Origin of the sequence: Arthrobacter sp. SW1, assembly GCF_001766675.1 — a bacterium.
Taxonomy (GTDB): Bacteria; Actinomycetota; Actinomycetes; order Actinomycetales; family Micrococcaceae; genus Arthrobacter.
In genome coordinates this window covers 203167-224575 of record NZ_MJLT01000001.1, presented here as the reverse complement: position 1 = coordinate 224575, position 21409 = coordinate 203167, and the positions used below count along the sequence as shown (strand labels likewise).

Sequence of the window (21409 nt, the reverse complement as noted above, 5' to 3'; positions counted from 1 at the left end):
CCTCTTCCCGGGCATCCGGGAAGAGGGGTTCTCTCGTTGCTGGCTCAAGTGGTCGCCAGGCCCTGCACCGGCGAGAGCCGCGCCGCCCGGCGTGCCGGCAGCACCGAGGCAAGCAGGCCTGCCACGACCGCCACGGCGAACACGCCCAGCAGCTGCGCCCACGGTACTACCGGAACGACATTCGCCACCGGTCCCAGCGCGGACTTCGCGCCGAGCCAGCCGTAGGCGACGCCGAGCGCTGAACCCAGCACGGCCGCCACGCCGGCCACCAGGACCGCTTCGAGGGCAAGCATTCCGCGCAGCTGGCCGCGGGTGAGGCCAAGTGCCCGCAGCAGCGAGTTCTCCCGGGTCCGCTCCAGCACGGAGAGAGACAGGGTGTTCGCCACACCGATCAAGGCGATCACGACGGCGATGCCCAGCAGGGCGGTCACCACCAGCAGGAGGACGTCAATGATGCTGTTGAAGACCACGCGTTCCACGGCGGCACCGCTGACGTTGTGCACGGGCACGCCGAAGGCGGCGGCCGCTTCCCGCTGGATGGCCTGGATCTGTTCGGCGGACAGCGCCGTATCCAGCTTGAGCCAGGCCGCACCGGGCAGCGGATCGCCTGCGGCACTGGTACCGTTTCCCAGCAGGGGCGCAGCCGAGGCGCTGTTCATCAGGGGATCGATGTTGCCGGTGCGGAGGGTGGTGCCCTTGAAACCGGCCTTGCCACCGGGGCCCGTGACAGTGAGCTCCGGAGCTTTCAGCAGCTCGGGCAGGTACACGGTGCCTTCCTGCGGGCGCAACGCGGGGTCGCGCAGGACGGCAGCGGCATCGGCGGAGCTGATCGCGAACACGGGCCAGCCATCGGCCGCGGTGCCCGGTGCCGTGATGGTGCCTGCCGCCTGCAGCAGTACCGCGGCATCCACGCCGTCGAGCCCTTCGACCTTCCGCAACGCCGAGGCGTTATCGGCGGGCAGGCCGTCGATCCGCACGGCCAGGTCCACCGGGTAGTTCTCGGCGAGCATGGCGTCGAAGGCCTGCCGGGAGGTGGCGGCGCCGGTCATCATCATCGTCACCAGGGTGACGCCGATCAGCAGCGCCGAGGCGGTGGCCGAGGTCCGTGCCGGGTTGCGCACGGCGTTGACGGCCGCGAGCCGCCCCGGAACCCCTGCCGGTGCAGCCAGCTTGCCCGCGGCAGCGACGGCGGGCGGAATGAACAGGCTGGCGCAGAGCAGCACGCCCACGAAGGACAGGGCGCCGGCCGGCATGGCCACCATCAGCAGGTTGAACATGGCGCCGAGGACCAGCAGCGGAACGCTGACCACCAGGATGGCCAGGCCCAGCCACAGCCGCAGCCGGCCGCGCTTGTTGCGCAGGCTCGCATCGTCCGCGGGGCGCAGCGCTGCCAGGGGAGCGACCGCCGTCGCGGCCTTCGCCGGAAGGAGCGCGGCAACCACGGTGAGCAGCGTTCCGGCCACGAGCCCGGCGATGATTGCCGACGGCGGCACGGCCAGGGTGGCGAACGCCTGTTCCGGTGTGGTGCGGGCCCAGGCGATCAGCGCGGACATCAGGCCTACGCCCGCCAGCACGCCGAGGATGGAGGACACGAAGCCAAGGACTGCGGCCTCGAAAAGCACGGAGGAACGGATCTGCGACTTGCCGGCGCCGAGGCAGCGCAGCAGCGCCAGTTCCCGCGTCCGCTGGGCCACCAGGACTGAGAAGGTGTTCGCAACCACCAGGGTGGAGACCACGATTGCCACGCCGGCGAACGCCAGCAGGATGATGGTGAGCTGGTCCTGCCCGCCGCTCATCTGCGCGACGGCGGCCGTCACCTTTTCCCCGGCGGTCTGGACCGCCGCGTCCCCGGCTCCGGAGGCCTGGAGCCGTTGGGCGAGGTAGTCCTTGGCCGCGGACTGGTCCTGGCCGTCCTTGAGCCGGAGCTGCAGGGTGGTGAAGCCTTCGCTGTCCTGGCCTTCGCTGGCTGATGCCAGGGCTCCGACGGTGGCATCCATGGCGAGCAGCTGCGGGAACGGTGCAGCGAAAGGATCGTTGCTCGGCTGCAGCAGGCCGGTGACCGTGAAGCTGCGGCCGGCGGGTTTGCCGGCGCCGTCCGCGGTGCTGGCGTTGTCCACCGCCAATTCGCTGCCCGGGCTGAGTTTGAGGCGCTCGGCGGTCTTTGAATCGACCGCGATTTCGTCCGCGGCGGAAGGGTAGCGTCCGGACGACAGGACCGAAGGCTCCATGGCCGCGGGCGCCAGGTTCCGGACGCGCGCGATCTGTTCGCCGCCGTCGTCGATCGTCACTGTGGCGTAGCGTTCGGCGTAGCTGTCCTTGACGGCGGGCGCCGAGGCTGCGGCATCGACCGCCTTGCGGGAGAGTTCCTTGCCTACAGCAGGGGTCACCACCAGTTGGGCCTTGCGGTACGCCTCGCCGACGCTGGCGCCCAGGGACGCCTGGGTGCTGGCACTGACCATCAGCGTGGCGGAGAGGAAGGCGACGGCGAGCATCACGGCCAGCCCGATCGCCAGGAACCTCCTGAACTGCGTAGTGAGTTGTGAAAGGGAAACGCGCAGCATGTCTACGCCCCCAGCTTGCCCAGGGCGGCGAGGACCGAGTCCGCGGTGGGGTCGTCGATCTCACCCACAAGGTGGCCGTCGCTCATCAGGACCACACGGTCGGCGTAGCTGGCGGCCACGGGATCGTGGGTGACCATGATGATGGTCTGGCCGAGTTCCTGGCTGCTGCGGCGCAGCATCGCCAGGACCTCGCCGCCGGCCTTGGAATCGAGGTTGCCGGTGGGCTCATCGCCGAAGACCACGTCCGGCCGGGTGAGCAGGGCCCGGGCCACGGCCACGCGCTGCTGCTGCCCGCCGGAGAGCTCGTGCGGACGGTGGCTGAGCCGTTCCTTCAGGCCCAGGGTGCCCACCACGTAGTCGAACCAGGCCGGATCCGCGGTGCTGCCGGCCAAAGCCAACGGCAGCGTGATGTTCTGCTCCGCGGTGAGCGTGGGGACCAGGTTGAAGGCCTGGAACACGAAGCCGATCCGTTCCCGGCGCAGGGCCGTGAGCTGGCGGTCGTTGAGGGCGGAGATCTCCGTGCCGCCCAGCAGGATCCGTCCGGAATCCGCGGTGTCGAGGCCGGCGAGGCAGTGCATCAGCGTGGACTTGCCGGAGCCGGAGGGGCCCATGATGGCCGTGAAGCGGCCGGCTTCGAAGGAGACGCTGACGCCGTCGAGCGCTTTGACCTGGGCGTCGGCTTTGCCGTAGTGCTTGCGCAGTTCGAAGGCTTCCACCGCGGGTGCGGCAGGGCTGGCGGATGGACCCGAAGGGCGGGGGAGAGGCGCGAAAGTTGTCATGCTTTCACGCTATTTCCGGTGGCGGCCCCGCCGGATCGGGCCGTGGGGCCATTGTTGCCGGCAGCGGCTCATACCGTGGTCTGAGCCGCGCGTGCGCCTGCCTGCACCTGCGGTCTGGGCCCGGGTTCGGGAGCCGGCGCCTCAGTTGCCGGGGGAGACCACGCCGGTTTCGTAGGCGATGACCACGATCTGCACGCGGTCCCGGGCCTCGAGCTTGGCCAGGATGTGCCCCACATGGGTTTTGACCGTGGCCTCGGAGAGGTAGAGTTCGGCGGCGATCTCCGGATTGGAGCGGCCCTGCGCGATCAGCTCGAACACCTCGCGCTCGCGGGCGGTCAAGCGTTCGACGGCGGCCGCGTGGCCGTTCTGCTCCGGCGTCCGGGCACGCAGCAGGGGAGCCACATGGTCCAGGAGCCGGCGCGTGGTGGACGGGGCGATCACGGCGTCGCCGCGGTGCACCGTGCGGATTGCGTCGAGCAGTTCCTCCGGCGGCGCGTCCTTGAGCAGGAAGCCGCTGGCCCCGGCCTCGATGGCCGCCAGCGCGTACTCGTCCAGGTCGAAGGTGGTCAGCACCACGATCTTCAGTGCTGATGCCTGCGTGGCGGACATCTCCAGGATCCTGCGCGTGGCCTCGATGCCGTCCATGCCGGGCATGCGGACATCCATGAGGACCACATCCGCCCGGGTGGCCGCCAGCGCCTGCACGGCGTCGAAGCCGTTGCCGGCCTCGGCCACGACCTCCAGGTCCGGCTGCGAGTTGATCAGCATGCCGAATCCCGAGCGCACCAGCTGCTGGTCGTCAACAAGGGCCACGCGGATGGTTGCGGGCGTGTCAGTCATGGTTCAGGACTCCGAATAAGGGATGAAGGCGGACACCCGGAAACCGCCGCCGCTGGCCGGGCCGGCGTCCAGTGTTCCATCGTAGAGGGCGATCCGCTCCGCCATGCCGCGCAACCCGTTGCCGCCGCGCTGGCTGTTGTCCCCGCCAAGGCTGGAGTCGGCGGCTGCTCCGCGGCCGTCGTCGCGCACCTCGATCCGGAGGCCGCGCGCCAGCCACTGCAGGTTCACGGAGGCGCGGGCCTTGGGGCCGGCATGTTTGATGACGTTCGTCAGGGCCTCCTGGACCACGCGGTAGGCGGTGAGTTCGGCGCCCGCGGGCAGTTGCCGCCTGGGGTTGCCACCCTGTTCGAAGGAGAGCGTCAGCCCCGCGGCGCGGAAGCCGAGGAAGAGCTCGTCCAGCTCCGCCAGCCCCGGCTGGGGGCGGGTGCCGGAATCGCCGTCGGAGCGCAGCACGCCCAACAGGCGGCGCATTTCGGCGAGGGAGTTCCGGCCCGTTGCCGCAATGGTGGCCAGGGTTTCGGTGGCAAGTTCGGGTTTCGCCGCGGCAGCGTAGCGGGCGCCGTCGGCCTGGGTGATGATCACCGCCAGCGAGTGGGCCACGATGTCGTGCATTTCTCGGGCGATATGGGAGCGTTCATCTGCTGCGGCCAGCTGGCGTTCCTGCTGTTGTTCGATCTCCAGCCGCCGGTTGCGGTCTTCGAGCGCCTGCAGCTGAAGCCGGCGCACCCTGGTGAGGTCGCCCAAGGTCCAGCTGACCAGCACCAGCATCCAGATCATCACGGTGTAGAGGGCGCCGATGCTGAGGTCCTGGATGCCGGACTCCCCGCTGCTGGCAAAGTAGCGGGAGGTCAGCATCACCGCTCCCACCAGCCCGAGCACCAGCACGGAGCGGCTCGCCCAGACCGGGCCATAGGCCGCCACGGCGTAGACGATCAGCGGTACCGCGACCTGTCCCGCCACCGGCTGGACGCCCAGGGTCCACTGGACCAGGCAGACAAACACGACGACGGCGGCCGCCGCCACCGGGCGGGTGCGCCGCCACGCGAGGGGCGCCAGCAGGGCACAAGAGAAGAGGCCTTCGAGGGGCCGGCTGGCGTATCCGTAGATGGGGCCGAATAAAAGGACAAGGAGGGCGGCTGCCGCGAAATCCACTTTGAAGGGGTTGTTCCGGAACCAGTTGTAGATTGCATGCCGTCTGTCCACCCGAGAACTCTATCCGGCGCCGGAAGGGGGCCACATCATGCCGTGGTCTGAACCCGGGCGGCCCCGGAGTCCACACGATGTTCGAATACTGAGACGCTTTTGCCCAGCATATGGATGCCTTGGCAACCTGATGGAATGAACGCACGGTCCATTAATCTCGCAGTCATCCCCGGCGACGGCATCGGCCCCGAAGTGATCGCCGAGGCCGTCAAGGTCCTGGAAAAGGTTGTTGCCGGCGAAGGCATCACCCTTGAGCGTACTGAGTACAAGCTCGGTGCGCAGCACTGGCTGGAGACCGGCGAAACCCTGCCGGATGAGACCCTTGAAAAGCTCCGCGGGCACGACGCCATCCTGTTCGGCGCCGTCGGTGCCGCGCCGGGGGACACCCGCATCCCTTCCGGCATCATCGAACGCGAAATGCTCCTCAAGCTGCGCTTCAGCCTGGACCACTACGTGAACCTGCGCCCCTCCCGCCTTTACGGCACGGTGGGCAGCCCCCTGGCGAACCCGGGGAACATCGACTTCATCGTGGTCCGTGAAGGCACCGAAGGGCCCTATGTCGGCAACGGCGGCACCCTGCGCGGCGGAACCCCGCACGAGGTCGCCACCGAGGTCTCCCTCAACACCGCCCATGGCGTGGAGCGCGTTGTCCGCGACGCCTTCCGCCGTGCCAGCGCCCGTCCGCGCAAGCACGTCACCCTCGTCCACAAGCACAACGTCCTGGTCTACGCCGGCCACTTGTGGAAGCGCACTGTCGAAGCCGTGGCCAAGGACTTCCCGGAGGTCACCCACGACTACCTGCACATCGACGCAGCCATGATCTTCCTGGTCACCGACCCTGCGCGCTTCGATGTCATCGTCACCGACAACCTGTTCGGCGACATCATCACCGACCTCGCCGCAGCCGTCACCGGCGGCATCGGCCTGGCCGCCTCCGGCAACATCAACATGGACCGCACCGCCCCGTCCATGTTCGAACCGGTGCACGGATCCGCACCGGACATCGCCGGCCAGCAAAAGGCAGACCCCACCGCGGCCATCCTCTCCGCGGCACTGCTGCTGGACCACCTTGGGTACGCCGATGCCGCCCGCCGGATCGAGGCCGCAGTGGTCTCCGACGTCGAGTCCCGCACCGGTGAACCCCGCACCACCTCGGCCATCGGGGACGCCATCCTGGCTGCGCTCTGAGGCCGGGCCTTGCGCCCCGCAGCGGGGCGTAAGCTTGACTTGAATTACTTACTTGCTGCCGTGGTCCGCCGTTGAACCATGCTTTCCAGAGGACGGTTGTCCCCGGAACAGGGTTCTCGCCGGCCGGTAGCCGATGTGGAGGAACCATGACTCAGACTGCCCATGGCGTCGAATTCAGCCAGCAGTTTTCGGCGAACCCGAAATCTGCTGAAGAGCGTGCGGCCATCCTGGCGAACCCAGGCTTTGGCGACCACTTCACCGACCACACCGCCGTCGTCGACTACAAGGTCGACGCCGAAGGCAAGGGCGGCTGGCACAACGCGCGTCTCGAACCGTACGGCCCCATCTCCCTCGACCCCTCCGCCGCGGTGCTGCACTACGGCCAGGAGATCTTCGAGGGCCTGAAGGCCTACCGCCACGCCGACGGCTCCGTCTGGACCTTCCGCCCGGAGCGCAACGCGGCCCGCCTGAACCAGTCGGCCCACCGCCTGGCCCTGCCGGAGCTGCCGGAAGAGTACTTCCTGGGCGCCATCCGCGAGCTCGTGCAGGCCGACAAGGACTGGGTTCCGTCCGGCGAGGGCGAGTCCCTCTACCTGCGGCCCTTCATGATCGCCACCGAGGCCTTCCTGGGTGTCCGCGCCGCACGCGAGGTCTCCTTCCGTGTGATCGCTTCCCCGGCCGGCAACTACTTCGGCGGCGAACTCAAGCCGGTCTCCATCTGGATCTCCCGCGATTATGCCCGCGCCGGCCGCGGCGGCACCGGTGCTGCCAAGTGCGGCGGCAACTACGCCGCTTCCCTGATCGCACAGCAGGAGGCCGAGGCCCACGGCTGCAAGCAGGTGCTCTTCCTGGACCACTTCAATGACGACGCCATCGAGGAACTCGGCGGCATGAACGTCTTCTTCGTCATGAAGGACGGCTCGCTGGCCACGCCCGCGCTGACCGGAACCATCCTCGAAGGCGTTACCCGCTCCTCGATCATCCAGGTCGCCAAGGACATGGGCCGCGAGGTCGCCGAACGCAAGATCACCCTCGCCGAATGGCGCGACGGCGTGGCGTCCGGCGAGATCGCCGAGGTCTTCGCCTGCGGCACCGCCGCCGTCATCACCCCGATCGGCGTGCTGAAGGACGAGACCGAGTTCATCGGTTCCGAAGACGCCGTGGCCGGCGAGGTCACCATGGCCATCCGCGAGCAGATCCTCGGCATCCAGACCGGCACCATCGAGGACAAGCACGGCTGGCTGACCCGCCTCGCTTAACCCGCTTCAATGCCCGACGGCGGCTTCCCACCCAGGTGGGCAGGCCGCCGTCGCGGTTTAATCACCGCTGTCTAATCACCGCTGCGGCCCAGGCTCTGTCCAAGCGCCGCGGCGGCGCGCACAATATGTGCATGACCGGGGCAATCCAGGTATTGGGCGTGGTTCTAGGCGTGGTGCTGATTGTTGTCGGTGTGCTGGAGTCCTTTTTCTTCCGCGACCAGCGCTTCCATCCAATTTTCCTGATTGACCCCAAGGACACCGCCGCGGTGCGCCTGTGGACCGTCAACCTGGGCTTCTACAACATGGTGTGGGGCGTCGGTGCAATCACCGGCGCACTGCTTCTGGGCGGGCCAAACCATGCGGCGGGCCACGCCATTCTGCTGTTTGCCTGCGTGGCGCACGTCATCCTGGGCATGGTCCTGCTGTTCTCCGAGCGCCGGCTTTGGGTCAGTGCCGTCGGCCAGGCGCTCCTGCCCCTGGTCATTGCGGTTCTCCTGCTCTTGTAGCAGCGCGCCCGCGGCGGGGATGCCAAGATGGGACCATGACCGCGGCCAATGACTCTTCCCTCCTGTTCAGCAGCAGCCTGACCCGCTACCGTCTCGCGCCCAATCCGGGGCCGATGAGCCTGGACGGAACCAACTCATACGTGATCTCCGCTCCCGAGGCCGGAAGCACCGTGGTGGTCGACCCCGGTCCGCTGGACGAAGGGCACCTGGCAGTGCTGGCCGCGGCCGGCCCCGTGGAACTGGTCCTCATCACGCACCGGCACCCGGACCACACCGAAGCGGCGGCCCGTTTCCATGAGCTCACCGGCGCGCCCGTCCGCGCGGCCGACCCGGCGCATTGCCACGGAGGAGAACCGTTGCGCGGTGGAGAAATCCTCACCGCGGCGGGTGTCGAAATCCGCGTCCTCGCCACCCCCGGCCACACCTCCGATTCCGTGTGCTTCCACCTGCCCGGCGACGGGCCGCACGGTTCGGTGCTGAGCGGCGACACCATCCTGGGCCGTGGAACCACCGTGCTGGACTACCCGGACGGGCGGCTGGGGGACTACCTCACCAGCCTCGACCTGCTCGAATCCCTCGGCGCCGCGACGCTCCTGCCCGCCCACGGCCCCGTGCTGCCCGCCACGGACATCATCTGCCGCGAGTACCGCGCCCACCGGTTGATGCGGCTCGAACAGATCCGCTCCGCCCTGGCGGAACTCGGCCCGGACGCCGGCGTCGCCGCGGTCACCGACGCGGTGTATCCCGACGTCGACCCCTCCGTCCGCCGCGCGGCCGAGAACTCCGTGGCGGCGCAGCTGGACTACTTGCGACGGTAGGCTTGGACCCATGCGTATCGCCCGGTTTGTTGTTGATTCTGATCCCATGTACGGCGTCGTGGAGGGGGAGCCCGGCAGTGAAACCGTCACTGTCATCAACGGCGACCCCTTCTTCAACGGCGTCGAGCGCACCTCCGTCAAGCACAAGCTGGAGGACGTCCGCCTGCTGGCCCCCATCATTCCGCGCAGCAAGGTGATCGGCGTCGGCCGCAACTACGCCGAGCATGCCGCCGAACTGGGCAACGAAGTCCCGGCCCAGCCGCTGCTCTTCCTCAAGCCCAACACCGCCGTGATCGGTCCCGGCGACCCCATCGTGCTTCCCGAGTTCTCCGAACAGGTGTCCTTCGAAGCCGAACTCTGCGTAGTGATCGGCCGCATCTGCAAGGACGTGCCGGAAGAGCGCGTTGACGACGTCGTCTTCGGTTACACCTGCGGCAACGACCTCACCGCCCGCGACGTCCAGAAGACCGACCTCCAGTGGGCACGCGCCAAGGGATTCGACACCTCGGCACCCCTGGGTCCGTGGATCGAGACCGAGCTCGATCCCGAGGACCTGGAGATCACGGGCCGGCTCAACGGAGACCTCCGCCAGGAGGGCAACACCAAGGACATGGTCCGCAGCGTCCGCGAACTCGTCTCGATCGTCTCGCAGGCCTTCACGCTGCTTCCGGGCGACGTCATCATGACCGGCACGCCGGCCGGCGTCGGGCTGCTGAACGAAGGCGACCGCTACGAGATCGAGATCGAAGGCATCGGACGCTTGTCCAACCCGGTCGTCCGCCGCTGACTGTGAAGCGCGCGACGTCCCGGATCCGTCCGGCGTCGCGCGCACAGGCGGTAAAGTTGGAGGCACTATGACTACTGCTCCCGCGTCGAATTCTGCCGCCAACTCCGCCGCCATTCCTGCCGTCACCGCCGAGACCCCGGTCCGCGTGCGCTTCTGCCCGTCGCCCACCGGAACCCCGCACGTCGGCCTGATCCGCACCGCCCTGTTCAACTGGGCGTACGCGCGGCACACCAAGGGCACCCTGGTCTTCCGCATCGAAGACACGGACGCCGCCCGCGACAGCGAAGAGAGCTACCACCAGCTGCTGGACGCCCTGAAGTGGCTCGGCATCACCTGGGACGAGGGCGTTGAGGTCGGCGGACCGCACGAACCCTACCGGCAGTCCCAGCGCAGCGACATCTACCAGGACGTCATCGCCAAGCTGAAGGCCGGCGGCCACATCTACGAGTCGTACTCCACTCCAGAGGAAATCGAGGCCCGCCACCGCGCCGCCGGCCGCGACCCGAAGCTGGGCTACGACGGCTTCGACCGCCACATCACCGAGGAGCAGCTCGCCCAGTACAAGGCCGAGGGCCGCGAACCCGTGCTGCGCCTGCACATGCCGGACGAGGACATCACCTTCACCGACCTGGTGCGCGGCGAGATCACCTTCAAGGCCGGTTCCGTACCGGACTTCGCCGTGGTCCGCGCCAACGGCGCCCCGCTCTACACCCTGGTCAACCCGGTGGACGACGCCCTCATGGGCATCACCCACGTGCTCCGCGGCGAGGACCTCCTCAGCTCCACGCCGCGCCAGATCGCGCTCTACCGGGCCCTGCACGCGATCGGCGTCGCCGAGTACATGCCGGAGTTCGGCCACCTGCCCTACGTCATGGGCCAGGGCAACAAGAAGCTCTCCAAGCGCGATCCCGAATCCAGCCTGTTCCTGCACCGCGAGCGTGGCTTCATCCGCGAAGGCCTGCTGAACTACCTGTCCCTGCTGGGCTGGTCGCTGTCCGCCGATGAGGACATCTTCACCGTGGAGCAGCTCGTGGAGAACTTCGACATCCACGACGTCCTGGGCAACCCGGCCCGCTTCGACCTCAAGAAGGCCGAGGCCATCAACGGCACGCACGTGCGCATGCTCTCGCCCGAAGACTTCCGTGAGCGCCTGGTCCCGTACCTGCGCGACGCCGGACTGGTGGGGGAGATCCTCACCGACCGCCAGGAAGAGATCCTCACCGAGGCCGCGCCGCTGGTCCAGGAACGCATCACCCTGTTGGGCGAAGCCCCGGAAATGCTTGCCTTCCTCTTCAAGGCCGACGATGCGATCGACGTCGCGGACGACGCCCGCAAGGGGCTGCCGGAAAACCTCGGCGAAGTCCTCGACGCCGCCCTGGCCGCGCTTGAGCCGATCGCTGACTGGACCGCGGAGAACATCCAGACCGCACTGAAGCAGGCCCTGGTGGAGGACCTCGGCATCAAGCCGCGCCTTGCTTTCGGCCCGGTCCGCACCGGCATCTCCGGACGCCGCGTGTCCCCGCCGCTGTTCGAATCCATGGTCATCCTGGGCAAGGAATCCTCCCTGGCCCGCCTCCGCACTTTCCGCGGCTAGGCGCATGGGAAGCGGCATGGGCAGCGCGGCGGCACGTCCCGCCACCACGGGGATTTTCGGCTCCGGAACCTTCGGCACGGTCCGGGGCGTCCTGTTCGACATCGATGACACCCTGGTGGACCTCGAGTACGCGCTGACCACCGCGCTGCGCGAGGTCAGCGAGCACCTCCTGCCCGGCCTCGACGCGGCCGGGTGGGAGAAGTTCGGGCGGATCTTCACGCACGAGACCACGCATTACTACGACCAGTACCTCGCCGGCGAGCTCACGTTCAATGAGCAGCGCCTGCTGCGCGGCCGGGCGGCGCTGGGGCACTTCGGCGTCGAACTCGAAGAAGGCGAGGAATCGCACGCCTGGCTCAGCGAATACGCCCGGCTGCAGCCGAGCTACGTGCGCGCCTTCGAGGACGTGGCACCTGTCCTGGATGCCCTCGACGCCGCGGGAATCCCCTATGGCGCCGTGAGCAACAACGTGCACGACTACCAGCGGGTGAAGCTGGACAGCGCGGGCCTGGCGAGGATTGCCGTGCTGGTGGGCACCGATACCGTGGGGGTGCCGAAGCCGGATCCTGCTATTTACCTTGAGGGCGTCAGGCTCCTGGGCACGCGGCCTGAGGAGACCCTCTACGTGGGCGACAACCGCCTGCTGGACGCCGAAGGCTCCACGGCGGCCGGCCTGCGCGGGGTCTGGCTCAACAGGGTGGGAGACACTGCCGAAGGATTCGTCGGCCACGAGATCGATTCTCTGGCGCGGCTGCTGGACTAGCGGTTCACTGCAGCAGGGAGGGGTGCCCGGACCATGTGGTCCGGGCGCCCCTCCGTTGTTCACGGAGTTTCCTGGCCGGCGCTCCGCCGCTTCCGCAGCAGCACGAAGGCGCCCAGGGATCCCGCGCCGAGGGTGCCGACGACGCCCAGTGCCGCTGCCGTGCGGGAACCATCCATGAACGACGACGGCGACACCGCCGCGGCGCCGCGGTGCAGTTCGGACGTTCCGGCGGCAATCTTGGTGTTGCCGTCCGCGAGCTTGGCTGCGCCCGTGGAGAGCTTCTCCGAACCCGCGGCGAGCCGCGTGTTGCCCTCGGACAGCTTTGCCGCACCGGCGGCCAGCGCGCTGGAACCGTCCAGCAGGCCCGGGGCCGCCGGATCTGCCGGGTTGCCCATGATGCCTGTGAGCAGGGATTTGCTTCCTTCGGCGAGGCGTGAGGTTCCCTCCGACATGCCGGCCGTGGCCTTCAGCAGTCCCGGACGTTCAGGGTTGCCAGGGACCCCGTCCATTCCGGTCCTGATCTTGGCGGTTCCTTCGGCCAGGTTCCGTGTGCCGAGCACCAGTCCGGGCGCCGCCGGGTCTTCGCTGTTGAGTTTGCCGGCCAGGGTTGCGAAGCCGGCGGTGAGTTTCTTCGATCCGGCCGACAGGGCGGCGCTTCCTTCGGACAAACGTAAGGTTCCGTCGTGCAGCCGGGAAGCTCCGGCGTCGAGCTTCGCGGCTCCGGCCTGCAACTGTGCGGCGCCGTCGTCCAGGCGCTGCGCGCCGGCGCTCAGCGCGTTGATCTGTTCCTTCAACAAGCCGAGGGGGACGAGGCCCTGGGGGCCGTTGGCCGCGTCCGCCAGCTTTTGGAGGCCCTGGGCCAGGGCGGCGGTTCCAGTTCCCTGCGCAGGATCGTTGTTGGCGCCGGGGTAGCCCTTGAGCTGGACCGTGCCGGCGGCGAGTCGGTGCGCGCCGTCGTTGAGCTGCCGGGCACCGTCGTCCACGCGGGCTGCGCCTTCTTCGATGCGGCCGGCTCCGTCGCTAAGCCGTTGGGCGCCGTCGGCCAGGTTGTTTTCGGCGGTGCCGGTGCCGCTCGGGGTGAGCGCTGCGGAGAGTTGGCGGGCTGCGGCCGCCAGCCGTTGGGCGCCGTCGTCCACCTTGTAGACGCCGGGGGCGAGCTTCGCCCTGACATCGTTCTGGATCTTGAGGGCTCCGTTCGCCAGTTTCCCGGCGCCTTCGTGCAATTTCGCGGCGCCGGGGGCGAGCCTGTCCTCAATCCCTGACTGGATCTTCGACGCGCCCGCCGCCAACTTTCCGGCGCCGGCTTCTGCCTCGCCGGCGCCCTCCGCGAGCCGGGCTGCCCCGTCCTTGAGCTGCCCGGCCCCGGCCGAGGCCTGCCCGGCTCCGGCGTTGAGGCGCTCCGCTCCGGACGTGATCGTCCCGGTCACCATTGCATAGAAGGCGATCAAGGCGATGAGAATCAGGACAAGAAGGCAAATGGCGATGCTGCGGCCACGGCTCCGTGGCATGGCGTGACTGAGGCGACTGGTCAAGGGCTTTCCTCTCGATGTCTCCCTTGCCTGCGACGCTGCAGGCAAGACCCCCATATGGCATGGATGGCGGCTGGCCGGACTCCGCTGGAGGAGGCCGCCGACGCACGTTACCGTTCGGTAACCTACCGAGAGTAAACTTAATGGACCCGCGCCATCAAGGGTCTTTTTGGGGAAGGATGGTCGGCCGGGCGGGGGGTGCGAAGGGCCCCCGCGGAGCCGATTTGTGCGCGCAGGGAGTCTCGGGTAAAGTAATTACTCGTGCTGAGGGGCGCGGGAACGAGGGATGAAGCCTTCGGGACCGGCCTGAAAGCCAATGGGATATGGTGTAATTGGCAACACTACGGTTTCTGGTACCGTCATTCTAGGTTCGAGTCCTGGTATCCCAGCTCTGGAAATTCCCCGGTAAAACGGGGCTGATCCGGGAAGTTCCAAACGGTTCATCGATTTGGAACGACGCTGAATGTATGAAATAATAATTCAGCTTGATCGCGGGAAATCGCAATCAATAAAGTGCTTGGCCCCATCGTATAGCGGCCTAGTACGCCGCCCTCTCACGGCGGTAACGCGGGTTCGAATCCCGCTGGGGTCACAAATGAAAGGCCGGGAACAATAGTTCCCGGCCTTTCTTTTTTCCGTTGGCTGTGAAGCCCATGGCCAGTGATGGCGGCTCGATGACCGGGCAGTGACCGCCCACAGATTCTGGACGGTCGCCGCCGGGAATCTAGCTGAGCATGTTGAAGCTCATCAGTTTGCCTGCCGATCCTCGCATCTGCTGATACGCCAGGCTTTCGTCCAGGAGTTTCATCGTGGCCTCCTTGAGTACGGGATGATAGGCCGCTCGGACCGCTTGGTTATCGATTCTGTCGTATCCGTCCAGCATGGCGTCGGCTATGGCCTGGCGAGTGCCTTTGACCCACCGTCCATCGTTTTGCACAATCGTTTGGAAGACGCCGGGGAACCCGTGCGATACGGTCTTGAAATCGCCATAAATGCCATACATGTCCAGCCCATCTTCTGACAGGCGGCCACCTAGTTCCTGCGCCCGGCTTTCGACATACTCCGCCGGCATGTTCTTGCGGGCAACGTCGAACCGAAACGCTGCTGCTTCAGGGGAGAGCATGATCAGCAGATCGTTGACCATGCTTGGTTGACCCTTTCGAGGGTTCGGATGCTGATTGACGTCCGAGCGGTTGAGCGCAACGAGGTCCCTCATCATGAGCGGGCGGATTCCCACCATGGAAGTTGTGGAGACCTGGCCGGAATGAAGTGCGTTGCGGTAGGCCAGATAGTGCCACTCGGAGCCGATTGGTGAGTCGACGTTGACGCCCAAGCTGGATAGTGCCTTTTCTGTTTGTGAAAGAAAAGCCGCGCTGACAGAAGGATCGACGATGTTGGCGGCGATGGCTTGGACGGCACGCCAGCCGTAGTTTCCCTTGTGGAGTTCTGCCCCATGACCTGAGACGCTGAAAGCGCCTACGCTGTTGAGGACATAATTTGGCAGAACAAGAAAGTCGTAGATGCCCGCGTTTGCAAGCTTCCAGAGGCCCAATGTCTCGTTCACGCGGCGGGTAGTGGGTGCGGCAGGTTCGGTGTCCGTGGATCGCAGCCCCAACGGGAATCCCAGTGCTTCGGACATTTCCGAGACAACTGCGTAATCAGTCGCGTGGGAGGGATTGCTGTTCGTGCAGTTGAACGCTGTGTGGGCCCTACCGCTCGACGACAACAGCGCCGCCGCGAGGAGCACTCTTGAATCCATGCCCCCGGAAAGCGCCAGCCTCACCGCATTGACGGAAACCCCGGAGAGAGTCTGCATCAAAGAAGCCATTCTCTGGCCCGCCAGGCGCATGCTTTCGGCATAGGAATCAGCGCGGAGTTCGAACACGCTTGCTGCAGACTGCCTGACCACGCTGAGGTTGATAAGTCGCTCAAAATTGATCCGGAGCGTTGTTCCGACCGGCGCATATTTGATTGCTTCCACAATGGTGTCCGGACTGAGCAGTTGACCGCCCATGGAATTTCCCCAGGACCTTGCCAGCGCTGCCTCGGAATTGATCAAGTTGGCATAACCAAACCGCTTTCGGAGCGCGGCAAGTATGTAGGCGGAGTCCGATATGGCTACAAAGTCGTTTTCGGCCGTATACAGAAGCGAGCACACTGAGAACAAGTCGTTCCTGACTGTGATTTCCGGTCCCGCCCAGGATGCCGTGATGTGACAACCTTCGATCGAATCCAATCGTGATGCATTGGGGTGGGCATTCGAAAAGTCGCGCATCCCGCTGGCGCCGAACACGACGGCCCGGTTCTCGTAATCAACGGCGAATCCTTTGAACAGGATGCCTTCGGTCTCTTGGACGTCAGAGTGGGCATCCCGGGCGAAATAGTGCATATGGACGCCGGCACGAAGGCGGACTGTTTTGTGTTCTTCCTTCTTCGTGAGCAGCACTTCCGCCCATTCTTGGATTTCTTTGGATCTGCGCTCATCCGCGATCACGATCAGGTAGTTCGACATGCTCCACTTTCCGCGTAGTTGGAGGCGCTCGACTACTTGAATACGCATTCCCGATCTCCGTTGCAGGAAGCTGCAACCCGACCGACACCCCCAGTTGGCCTATTCACACAAGCTGTCTGGATTGTACCCGCGGCTGATCTTTGCGCGGTCGCTCCGGCCGTCATTTGAACGCGATGCCTTAATGAAATCCGGTCCACCAATGACGGCCGACTTCCGGGTGGCTTCGGGCCAATGGTCCCCGGCTGGAGATATTCCCATATGCCGGCTGGCATGATGAATGTTGTGAGTGCACAACAACAGCCCGGGCCGGGCAATGATTCTGCGAACGGGGCGGACACACATTCCGCCGTCGTCCTCCTGGAGGAAGTGCGCCGGGCGCTGGACACTGCACACTGGCCACTGGAGCTTGCGGGCGTCGAAGGGTCCCGCGGGGCTGCCCGCGAAGCGGCGGCGCAGCTCGACGACTACATCATCCCGCGGTACCGCAGCCTGGACGCCCCGCTGCTCGCCGTCGTCGGCGGATCCACCGGTGCCGGAAAGTCCACCCTGGTCAACGCGCTGGTGGGCCACCCGGTGACCCGTTCCGGGGCCATCCGGCCAACCACCAGGCAGCCGATCCTCATCCACCATCCGGCCGAAGGAAACTGGTTCCGCGAGCAGCGCGTGCTTCCGGGCCTGAGCCGGATCGCCGGCACTCTGAACACGGGCGGGGCATTGCAGGCGCCGGTGCCCGGGGCCGGTCCCGACGAACAGGTGACCTCCCTTGTCCTTGTGGGGGACAACGCCGTTCCGCAGGGACTTGCGCTCCTGGACGCCCCCGACGTCGACTCCGTATCGGACCACAACCGCCGCTTGGCCGGTCAGTTGCTTGCGGCTGCCGACCTGTGGATTTTCGTGACCACCGCCAACCGCTACGCCGACGCCGTACCGTGGAAGCTGCTCCTGGATGCTGCTTCCCGGGACATCACCGTTGCCGTGGTGCTGGACCGCGTGCCGCAGGCCGCCGAGGATGAAGTGCGGAGCGACCTCGAGACGATGCTCCGCAGGCATGGATTGGGCAGCGCGAAGCTTTTCACCGTCCGGGAATCGGCGCTCGACGGCAACGGCATGCTGCCACGCGAAGCGGTGGAACCCCTGGCCGCTTGGCTCAAGGAACTTGCCGCAGACTCCGCTGCCCGTTCCTCCGTGGCGCGCCGGACCCTGCACGGCGCGGTAAGGTCCCTCGCCGGACGCTTGGAGGAGCTCGACCGCGCCGCCGCGGAGCAGGATGAAGCCGCCCGCATTCTTGGGTCCGTGGCCGACGAAGAGTATGCGCGCGCATTGCAGGCGATCCTGGACGCGAGTAAGGATGGTGCGCTCCTGCGCGGCGAAGTCCTCGCACGCTGGCAGGACTTCGTAGGGACGGGCGAATTCTTCCGGAGCCTCGAACAGAACGTGGGCCGGCTGCGGGACAGGGTCGGCGCGTTCTTCCGGGGTGAACCTGCCCCCGCAGTGCGGGTGGAGACTGCCATCGAAACGGGCCTCCACGCCGTGATCGTCGACGAAGCGAACAACGCCGCAGAGCACACTGAACGGCGCTGGCGTTCCGAACCCGGCGGCCGGGAACTCCTGGGTGAAGGCCTCGCGGCAGCCAGCCCGGGCTTTGCCGGGCAAGCGGCCGCCGAGATCCGTGCCTGGCAAGGGAGCCTCATGGAACTTATCCGCACCGAAGGACAGGACAAGCGGAGCAAGGCCCGCTGGCTTTCCTTCGGCGTGAACGGACTCGGAGCCGCATTGATGATCGTGGTGTTTTCGATGACGGCCGGGCTCAGCGGGCTGGAGATCGGCGTGGCCGGCGGCACCGCCGTCGTCGGCCAGAAACTCCTGGAAGCTGTCTTCGGCGAGGACGCCGTGCGACGGCTGGCGAAACGGGCACGCGAGGAACTGCACGAACGGTGCGACGCCCTGCTCGCCGCAGAGAAGGAACGCTTCCAGGGCCGGCTCGCCATGGGCGGGCGGCAACATGCCGGCAAACTTTCCGGGCTGGCAGTTGAACTCCGCACGCTGGCGGGGGCCGAATGAGCCGCCACGGACTGGTCCGCGAGGCGTCGCGGCTCCAACGCCAGCTCGAACTCCTCAACCAGGCGCGCGAACTCGGCGAGGGAGTCCTGCCCGGCGACGTCCTGGGAGATGCATATGAGGTGCTGGAACGGGCGAGTTCCCGGCGCTCGTTGTCCGCCGGACACACTGTGGTGGGCTTTTTCGGAGCGACCGGCAGCGGAAAGTCTTCACTGTTCAATGCCGTCAGCGGCACCACCGTGGCCACCGCAGCTGCGCGCAGGCCCACTACCTCACAGCCGTTGGCGGGGATCTGGGGCAGCGAAGGCAGCGGGCCCTTGCTCGACTGGCTTGAGGTCACAGACCGCCATCCCATGGAGAACGTCCCGGGGCTCGCAAGCGACGACAGCGGCCTGATCCTCCTGGACCTCCCGGATTTCGACTCCACCCGGCTCGCCAACCGTGAGATTGTGCACCGCCTGAGCGGAATGGTGGACGTGCTCGTCTGGGTCCTCGACCCGCAGAAATACGCCGACGCCGCCGTCCACAACGATTTCCTTGCGCCCCTTTCCTCCCATGGTGCAGTCACCTTGGTGGTCCTGAACCAGGTGGACACCCTTCCGGCGTCCGACGTTGAACCGGTGCTGGACTCCCTGCGTGGACTGCTCGCCCGGGACGGAATGGGCCAGGTCCGCGTCCTGCCGGCCTCTGCCGCGCAGGGCACGGGCGTCGCCGAGCTCCGATCTGCCATCCGGCAGGTGGTCGAGCGCCGTGAAGCCGCCACCCTGCGCCTCGCCGCGGACGTCGCGACGGCGGCCGGACACCTGGCGGTGGCCTCCGGCGAGGGCGAGGCCGCCGGAGTCAGCGGCGGCAGCCGTGCCCGGTTGTCGGAAGAACTCGCGACGGCGGCCCACGTCCCCTTGGTGGCGGACGCCGTCGCGCGTTCCTACAAACGCGAGGCCGTGCGGCGTACCGGCTGGCCGCTGACCCGCTGGCTGCTGAGGTTCACGCCCGATCCGCTCAGGCGGCTGAACCTCGGCCGGACGGACACGGATGCTTCGCTCAACAGGACTTCCCTTCCTGCTGCCGGTGCCCCGGAACGCGCGCGTTATGACGCCGCCATCCGGGAGTTCGCCGACGCCGCGTCGGCCGGCGCGCCGCAGCCGTGGCGGACGGTCATCCGCGATGCTGCGCTGAATGGCCGCAAGCAACTTCCCGACGCCTTGGACCAGGCGATCGCGGGCACCGACCTCAAGGCACAGCGGCGCTCCTGGTGGTGGTTCCCGTTCAACGTGCTCCAGTGGCTGTCCTTGCTGGTGGCCCTGGGCGGCGCGGGCTGGCTTGGAACCCTCGCTGTGCTGGGCTACCTGCAGATGCCGGTGCCGGACGTTCCCCGTGTGGAGGGCTGGCCGCTACCCACGCTGATGCTTGCCGGAGCTGTCCTGCTCGGCATTGTCCTTGCCCTTGCCGGGCGGGTGCTTGCGGGCGCTGCATCACGGGCGAGGAGCGCCGGTGCGCGAAAACGCCTGAAAGCCGCGGTGGCTGCAGTGGCGGGGGAGCGCATCGTGGAACCGGTGGAGCGGGAGCTGGCCCGCCTTGCCGGTTTCAACGCGGCCCTGAAGGAAGTACGCCGCGGTTCCCCGGCGTCAGGCGTTCCTGCGCGTGCTCCGCTCACAACGCCGCGACGGCGTCCCGCACCTTGATCATGGTGCGCAGGTTGCGCGTGGTGGTGGCCGCCTTGTAGCGGGACTTCGCGGTGATCTTGCTGAAGGGGCTGTCGATGGTGCCGCCGGCCGGTGCGAGCCAGGCGATGGCTTCCGGGCCGAGGCGGACCAGGTCCACGCCGCCGTCGGCCGCGCTGCCGAGGGCCGAACCGGCGTCGAACAGTTCGTCCAGGACGGCAGTGTCCGAGGACAGCGTGATGTAGCTATGCGTGGTTTTGTCGTCCGGGGGATAGGGGCAGGAAGCGACAAGCTCGGCGACGCGGGGGCCGTCCAGGACCACTACCCAGGCGTCGTAGCCGAAGGAATCACGCAGGCACTTCTCGAAGCGCTGCTTGACGGCCGCGGCGTCAAGCGCGCTGCCGAGCACCACGTTGCCGCTGGCGAGGAGCGTTTTTACGCCCTCGAACGGAAGCTCCGCCAGGGCAGCCTTCAGTTCCGCCATTTTGATGTTGATTCCGCCCACATTGATGCCGCGCAGGAATACCGCAAAGCTGTTCATGGGCCCACCCTACTGCGGACGGACGACACTGACGTGGCTTGGCGCCGGGGCCTAGTCGTTGCCTTTGCGCAGGGCTTCGGTGAGGACGCGTGCCGCATTGCAGACGACCTCTGCGTGCAGGCGGCCCGGCTGCCGGGTGAGGCGTTCGATCGGGCCGGAGATCGAGACGGCGGCAATCACGCGGCCGGACGGTCCGCGCACCGGCGCCGAAACGGAGGCGACCCCCGGCTCGCGTTCGCCGAGGCTCTGGGCCCAGCCCCGGCGTCGTACTCCTGCCAGGACGGTCGGCGTAAAGCGGGCGTTCTGCAGTCCGTCCAGCAGGCGGTCGTGGTCTTCCCATGCGAGCAGTACCTGGGCCGCGGAGCCGGCCTTCATGGACAGCTGTGTTCCCACGGGGATCGTGTCGCGCAGGCCGATAGGTCGTTCGGCTGACGCGACGCAGACGCGCCAATCGCCTTGGCGGCGGAAGATCTGGGCGCTCTCGCCGGTAGCGTCGCGCAACTGGATCAGCACGGGGCCGGCGGAGGCGATCAGGCGGTCTTCGCCGGCGGCCGACGCGAGTTCCACAAGGCGGCTACCCAGGACGAAACGGCCTTGGATGTCGCGGCTGACCAGGCGGTGATGGACAAGCGCCAGCGCAAGGCGGTGCACGGTGGGCCGGGCAAGGCCCGTGGCGGCCACCAGCTGCGCGAGCGTGGTGGGCCCGGCCTCAAGCGCGTCCAGCACCTGGGCCGCTTTATCAATGACACCGACTCCACTAGAATTGTCCATGTAATGATATTGCCGTCTCAATATCTGAGATGCAAGTTG

17 protein-coding genes and 2 tRNA genes are annotated in these 21409 nt (G+C 67.2%); 11 read left to right on the top strand and 8 right to left on the bottom strand.

Going from position 1 to position 21409, the window contains the following annotated elements; translation table 11 throughout:
- Nucleotides 1-44: 44 nt before the first annotated feature.
- From BIU82_RS01100 to BIU82_RS01085, 4 genes are all read right to left on the bottom strand, one after another.
- Nucleotides 45-2561: an ABC transporter permease gene (locus BIU82_RS01100; protein WP_070347605.1), complete on the bottom strand. Its 2517-nt coding sequence runs from the start codon at nucleotides 2559-2561 to the stop codon at nucleotides 45-47.
- A gap of 2 nt (nucleotides 2562-2563) precedes the next feature.
- On the bottom strand, nucleotides 2564-3340 hold the full coding sequence (locus tag BIU82_RS01095; protein ID WP_070347604.1) for an ABC transporter ATP-binding protein: 777 nt from the start codon (nucleotides 3338-3340) through the stop codon (nucleotides 2564-2566).
- A 141-nt stretch (nucleotides 3341-3481) separates the two neighbouring features.
- Nucleotides 3482-4180 carry a response regulator transcription factor gene (locus tag BIU82_RS01090; RefSeq protein ID WP_083292133.1) on the bottom strand — a complete coding sequence of 233 codons (699 nt, stop codon included), beginning with the start codon at nucleotides 4178-4180 and terminating at the stop codon, nucleotides 3482-3484.
- Between the two features lie 3 nt (nucleotides 4181-4183).
- Nucleotides 4184-5383, bottom strand: a complete 1200-nt coding sequence (locus tag BIU82_RS01085) for a sensor histidine kinase (RefSeq protein ID WP_070347603.1) — start codon at nucleotides 5381-5383, stop codon at nucleotides 4184-4186.
- A gap of 135 nt (nucleotides 5384-5518) precedes the next feature.
- Between BIU82_RS01085 and BIU82_RS01080 the strand changes: the two genes are divergently transcribed.
- From BIU82_RS01080 to BIU82_RS01050, 7 genes are all read left to right on the top strand, one after another.
- The gene (locus tag BIU82_RS01080; protein WP_070347602.1) at nucleotides 5519-6571 is read left to right on the top strand and encodes a 3-isopropylmalate dehydrogenase; all 1053 of its coding nucleotides are present in this window, start codon (nucleotides 5519-5521) and stop codon (nucleotides 6569-6571) included.
- Between the two features lie 146 nt (nucleotides 6572-6717).
- Nucleotides 6718-7830, top strand: a complete 1113-nt coding sequence (locus BIU82_RS01075) for a branched-chain amino acid aminotransferase (protein WP_070347601.1) — start codon at nucleotides 6718-6720, stop codon at nucleotides 7828-7830.
- A gap of 131 nt (nucleotides 7831-7961) precedes the next feature.
- On the top strand, nucleotides 7962-8336 hold the full coding sequence (locus BIU82_RS01070) for a DUF1304 family protein (RefSeq protein WP_070347974.1): 375 nt from the start codon (nucleotides 7962-7964) through the stop codon (nucleotides 8334-8336).
- 35 nt (nucleotides 8337-8371) lie between these two features.
- Nucleotides 8372-9154 (top strand): MBL fold metallo-hydrolase, encoded by a 783-nt coding sequence (locus BIU82_RS01065; protein ID WP_070347600.1) that lies wholly within the window; start codon nucleotides 8372-8374, stop codon nucleotides 9152-9154.
- A 10-nt stretch (nucleotides 9155-9164) separates the two neighbouring features.
- Nucleotides 9165-9941 carry a fumarylacetoacetate hydrolase family protein gene (locus tag BIU82_RS01060; RefSeq protein WP_070347599.1) on the top strand — a complete coding sequence of 259 codons (777 nt, stop codon included), beginning with the start codon at nucleotides 9165-9167 and terminating at the stop codon, nucleotides 9939-9941.
- A gap of 67 nt (nucleotides 9942-10008) precedes the next feature.
- A complete protein-coding gene (gene gltX / locus BIU82_RS01055) occupies nucleotides 10009-11535 on the top strand; it encodes a glutamate--tRNA ligase (RefSeq protein WP_070347598.1) in 1527 nt (508 codons plus the stop codon).
- A gap of 16 nt (nucleotides 11536-11551) precedes the next feature.
- The gene (locus BIU82_RS01050) at nucleotides 11552-12298 is read left to right on the top strand and encodes an HAD family hydrolase (protein WP_070347597.1); all 747 of its coding nucleotides are present in this window, start codon (nucleotides 11552-11554) and stop codon (nucleotides 12296-12298) included.
- A gap of 59 nt (nucleotides 12299-12357) precedes the next feature.
- Here BIU82_RS01050 and BIU82_RS01045 read toward each other — a convergent pair whose 3' ends face one another.
- The gene (locus BIU82_RS01045) at nucleotides 12358-13806 is read right to left on the bottom strand and encodes a hypothetical protein (protein ID WP_070347596.1); all 1449 of its coding nucleotides are present in this window, start codon (nucleotides 13804-13806) and stop codon (nucleotides 12358-12360) included.
- A gap of 338 nt (nucleotides 13807-14144) precedes the next feature.
- Between BIU82_RS01045 and BIU82_RS01040 the strand changes: the two genes are divergently transcribed.
- A tRNA-Gln gene (locus BIU82_RS01040) sits at nucleotides 14145-14216 on the top strand.
- A gap of 130 nt (nucleotides 14217-14346) precedes the next feature.
- A tRNA-Glu gene (locus BIU82_RS01035) sits at nucleotides 14347-14419 on the top strand.
- Between the two features lie 132 nt (nucleotides 14420-14551).
- Here the strand turns inward: BIU82_RS01035 and BIU82_RS01030 are convergent.
- Nucleotides 14552-16339: a hypothetical protein gene (locus BIU82_RS01030; protein WP_139146457.1), complete on the bottom strand. Its 1788-nt coding sequence runs from the start codon at nucleotides 16337-16339 to the stop codon at nucleotides 14552-14554.
- A 282-nt stretch (nucleotides 16340-16621) separates the two neighbouring features.
- On the opposite strand from BIU82_RS01030, the gene BIU82_RS01025 reads away from it, so the two are divergent.
- Both BIU82_RS01025 and BIU82_RS01020 read left to right on the top strand, forming a co-directional pair.
- Complete coding sequence (locus BIU82_RS01025) at nucleotides 16622-18400, top strand: dynamin family protein (RefSeq protein WP_253182632.1); 1779 nt, start codon at nucleotides 16622-16624, stop codon at nucleotides 18398-18400.
- Complete coding sequence (locus BIU82_RS01020) at nucleotides 18397-20079, top strand: GTPase (protein WP_083292131.1); 1683 nt, start codon at nucleotides 18397-18399, stop codon at nucleotides 20077-20079. The genes BIU82_RS01025 and BIU82_RS01020 overlap by 4 nt, the downstream gene beginning before the upstream one ends.
- Here BIU82_RS01020 and BIU82_RS01015 read toward each other — a convergent pair.
- Both BIU82_RS01015 and BIU82_RS01010 read right to left on the bottom strand, forming a co-directional pair.
- Nucleotides 20048-20599, bottom strand: coding sequence for a DUF1697 domain-containing protein (locus tag BIU82_RS01015; RefSeq protein ID WP_070347594.1), 552 nt, complete (start codon nucleotides 20597-20599; stop codon nucleotides 20048-20050). The genes BIU82_RS01020 and BIU82_RS01015 overlap by 32 nt on opposite strands.
- A 51-nt stretch (nucleotides 20600-20650) precedes the next feature.
- Nucleotides 20651-21370, bottom strand: coding sequence for an IclR family transcriptional regulator (locus tag BIU82_RS01010; protein ID WP_070347593.1), 720 nt, complete (start codon nucleotides 21368-21370; stop codon nucleotides 20651-20653).
- Nucleotides 21371-21409 lie beyond the last annotated feature (39 nt).

Excerpts from the sequence above, each read along its gene's own strand:
- BIU82_RS01100 (WP_070347605.1), bottom strand. The coding sequence starts at position 2,561 with ATGCTGCGCGTTTCCCTTTCACAACTCACTACGCAGTTCAGGAGGTTC.
- BIU82_RS01095 (WP_070347604.1), bottom strand. The coding sequence starts at position 3,340 with ATGACAACTTTCGCGCCTCTCCCCCGCCCTTCGGGTCCATCCGCCAGC.
- BIU82_RS01090 (WP_083292133.1), bottom strand. The coding sequence starts at position 4,180 with ATGACTGACACGCCCGCAACCATCCGCGTGGCCCTTGTTGACGACCAG.
- BIU82_RS01080 (WP_070347602.1), top strand. The coding sequence starts at position 5,519 with ATGAACGCACGGTCCATTAATCTCGCAGTCATCCCCGGCGACGGCATC.
- BIU82_RS01075 (WP_070347601.1), top strand. The coding sequence starts at position 6,718 with ATGACTCAGACTGCCCATGGCGTCGAATTCAGCCAGCAGTTTTCGGCG.
- BIU82_RS01070 (WP_070347974.1), top strand. The coding sequence starts at position 7,962 with ATGACCGGGGCAATCCAGGTATTGGGCGTGGTTCTAGGCGTGGTGCTG.
- BIU82_RS01065 (WP_070347600.1), top strand. The coding sequence starts at position 8,372 with ATGACCGCGGCCAATGACTCTTCCCTCCTGTTCAGCAGCAGCCTGACC.
- BIU82_RS01060 (WP_070347599.1), top strand. The coding sequence starts at position 9,165 with ATGCGTATCGCCCGGTTTGTTGTTGATTCTGATCCCATGTACGGCGTC.
- gltX (WP_070347598.1), top strand. The coding sequence starts at position 10,009 with ATGACTACTGCTCCCGCGTCGAATTCTGCCGCCAACTCCGCCGCCATT.
- BIU82_RS01050 (WP_070347597.1), top strand. The coding sequence starts at position 11,552 with ATGGGCAGCGCGGCGGCACGTCCCGCCACCACGGGGATTTTCGGCTCC.
- BIU82_RS01045 (WP_070347596.1), bottom strand. The coding sequence starts at position 13,806 with ATGCCACGGAGCCGTGGCCGCAGCATCGCCATTTGCCTTCTTGTCCTG.
- BIU82_RS01030 (WP_139146457.1), bottom strand. The coding sequence starts at position 16,339 with ATGTCGAACTACCTGATCGTGATCGCGGATGAGCGCAGATCCAAAGAA.
- BIU82_RS01020 (WP_083292131.1), top strand. The coding sequence starts at position 18,397 with ATGAGCCGCCACGGACTGGTCCGCGAGGCGTCGCGGCTCCAACGCCAG.
- BIU82_RS01015 (WP_070347594.1), bottom strand. The coding sequence starts at position 20,599 with ATGAACAGCTTTGCGGTATTCCTGCGCGGCATCAATGTGGGCGGAATC.
- BIU82_RS01010 (WP_070347593.1), bottom strand. The coding sequence starts at position 21,370 with ATGGACAATTCTAGTGGAGTCGGTGTCATTGATAAAGCGGCCCAGGTG.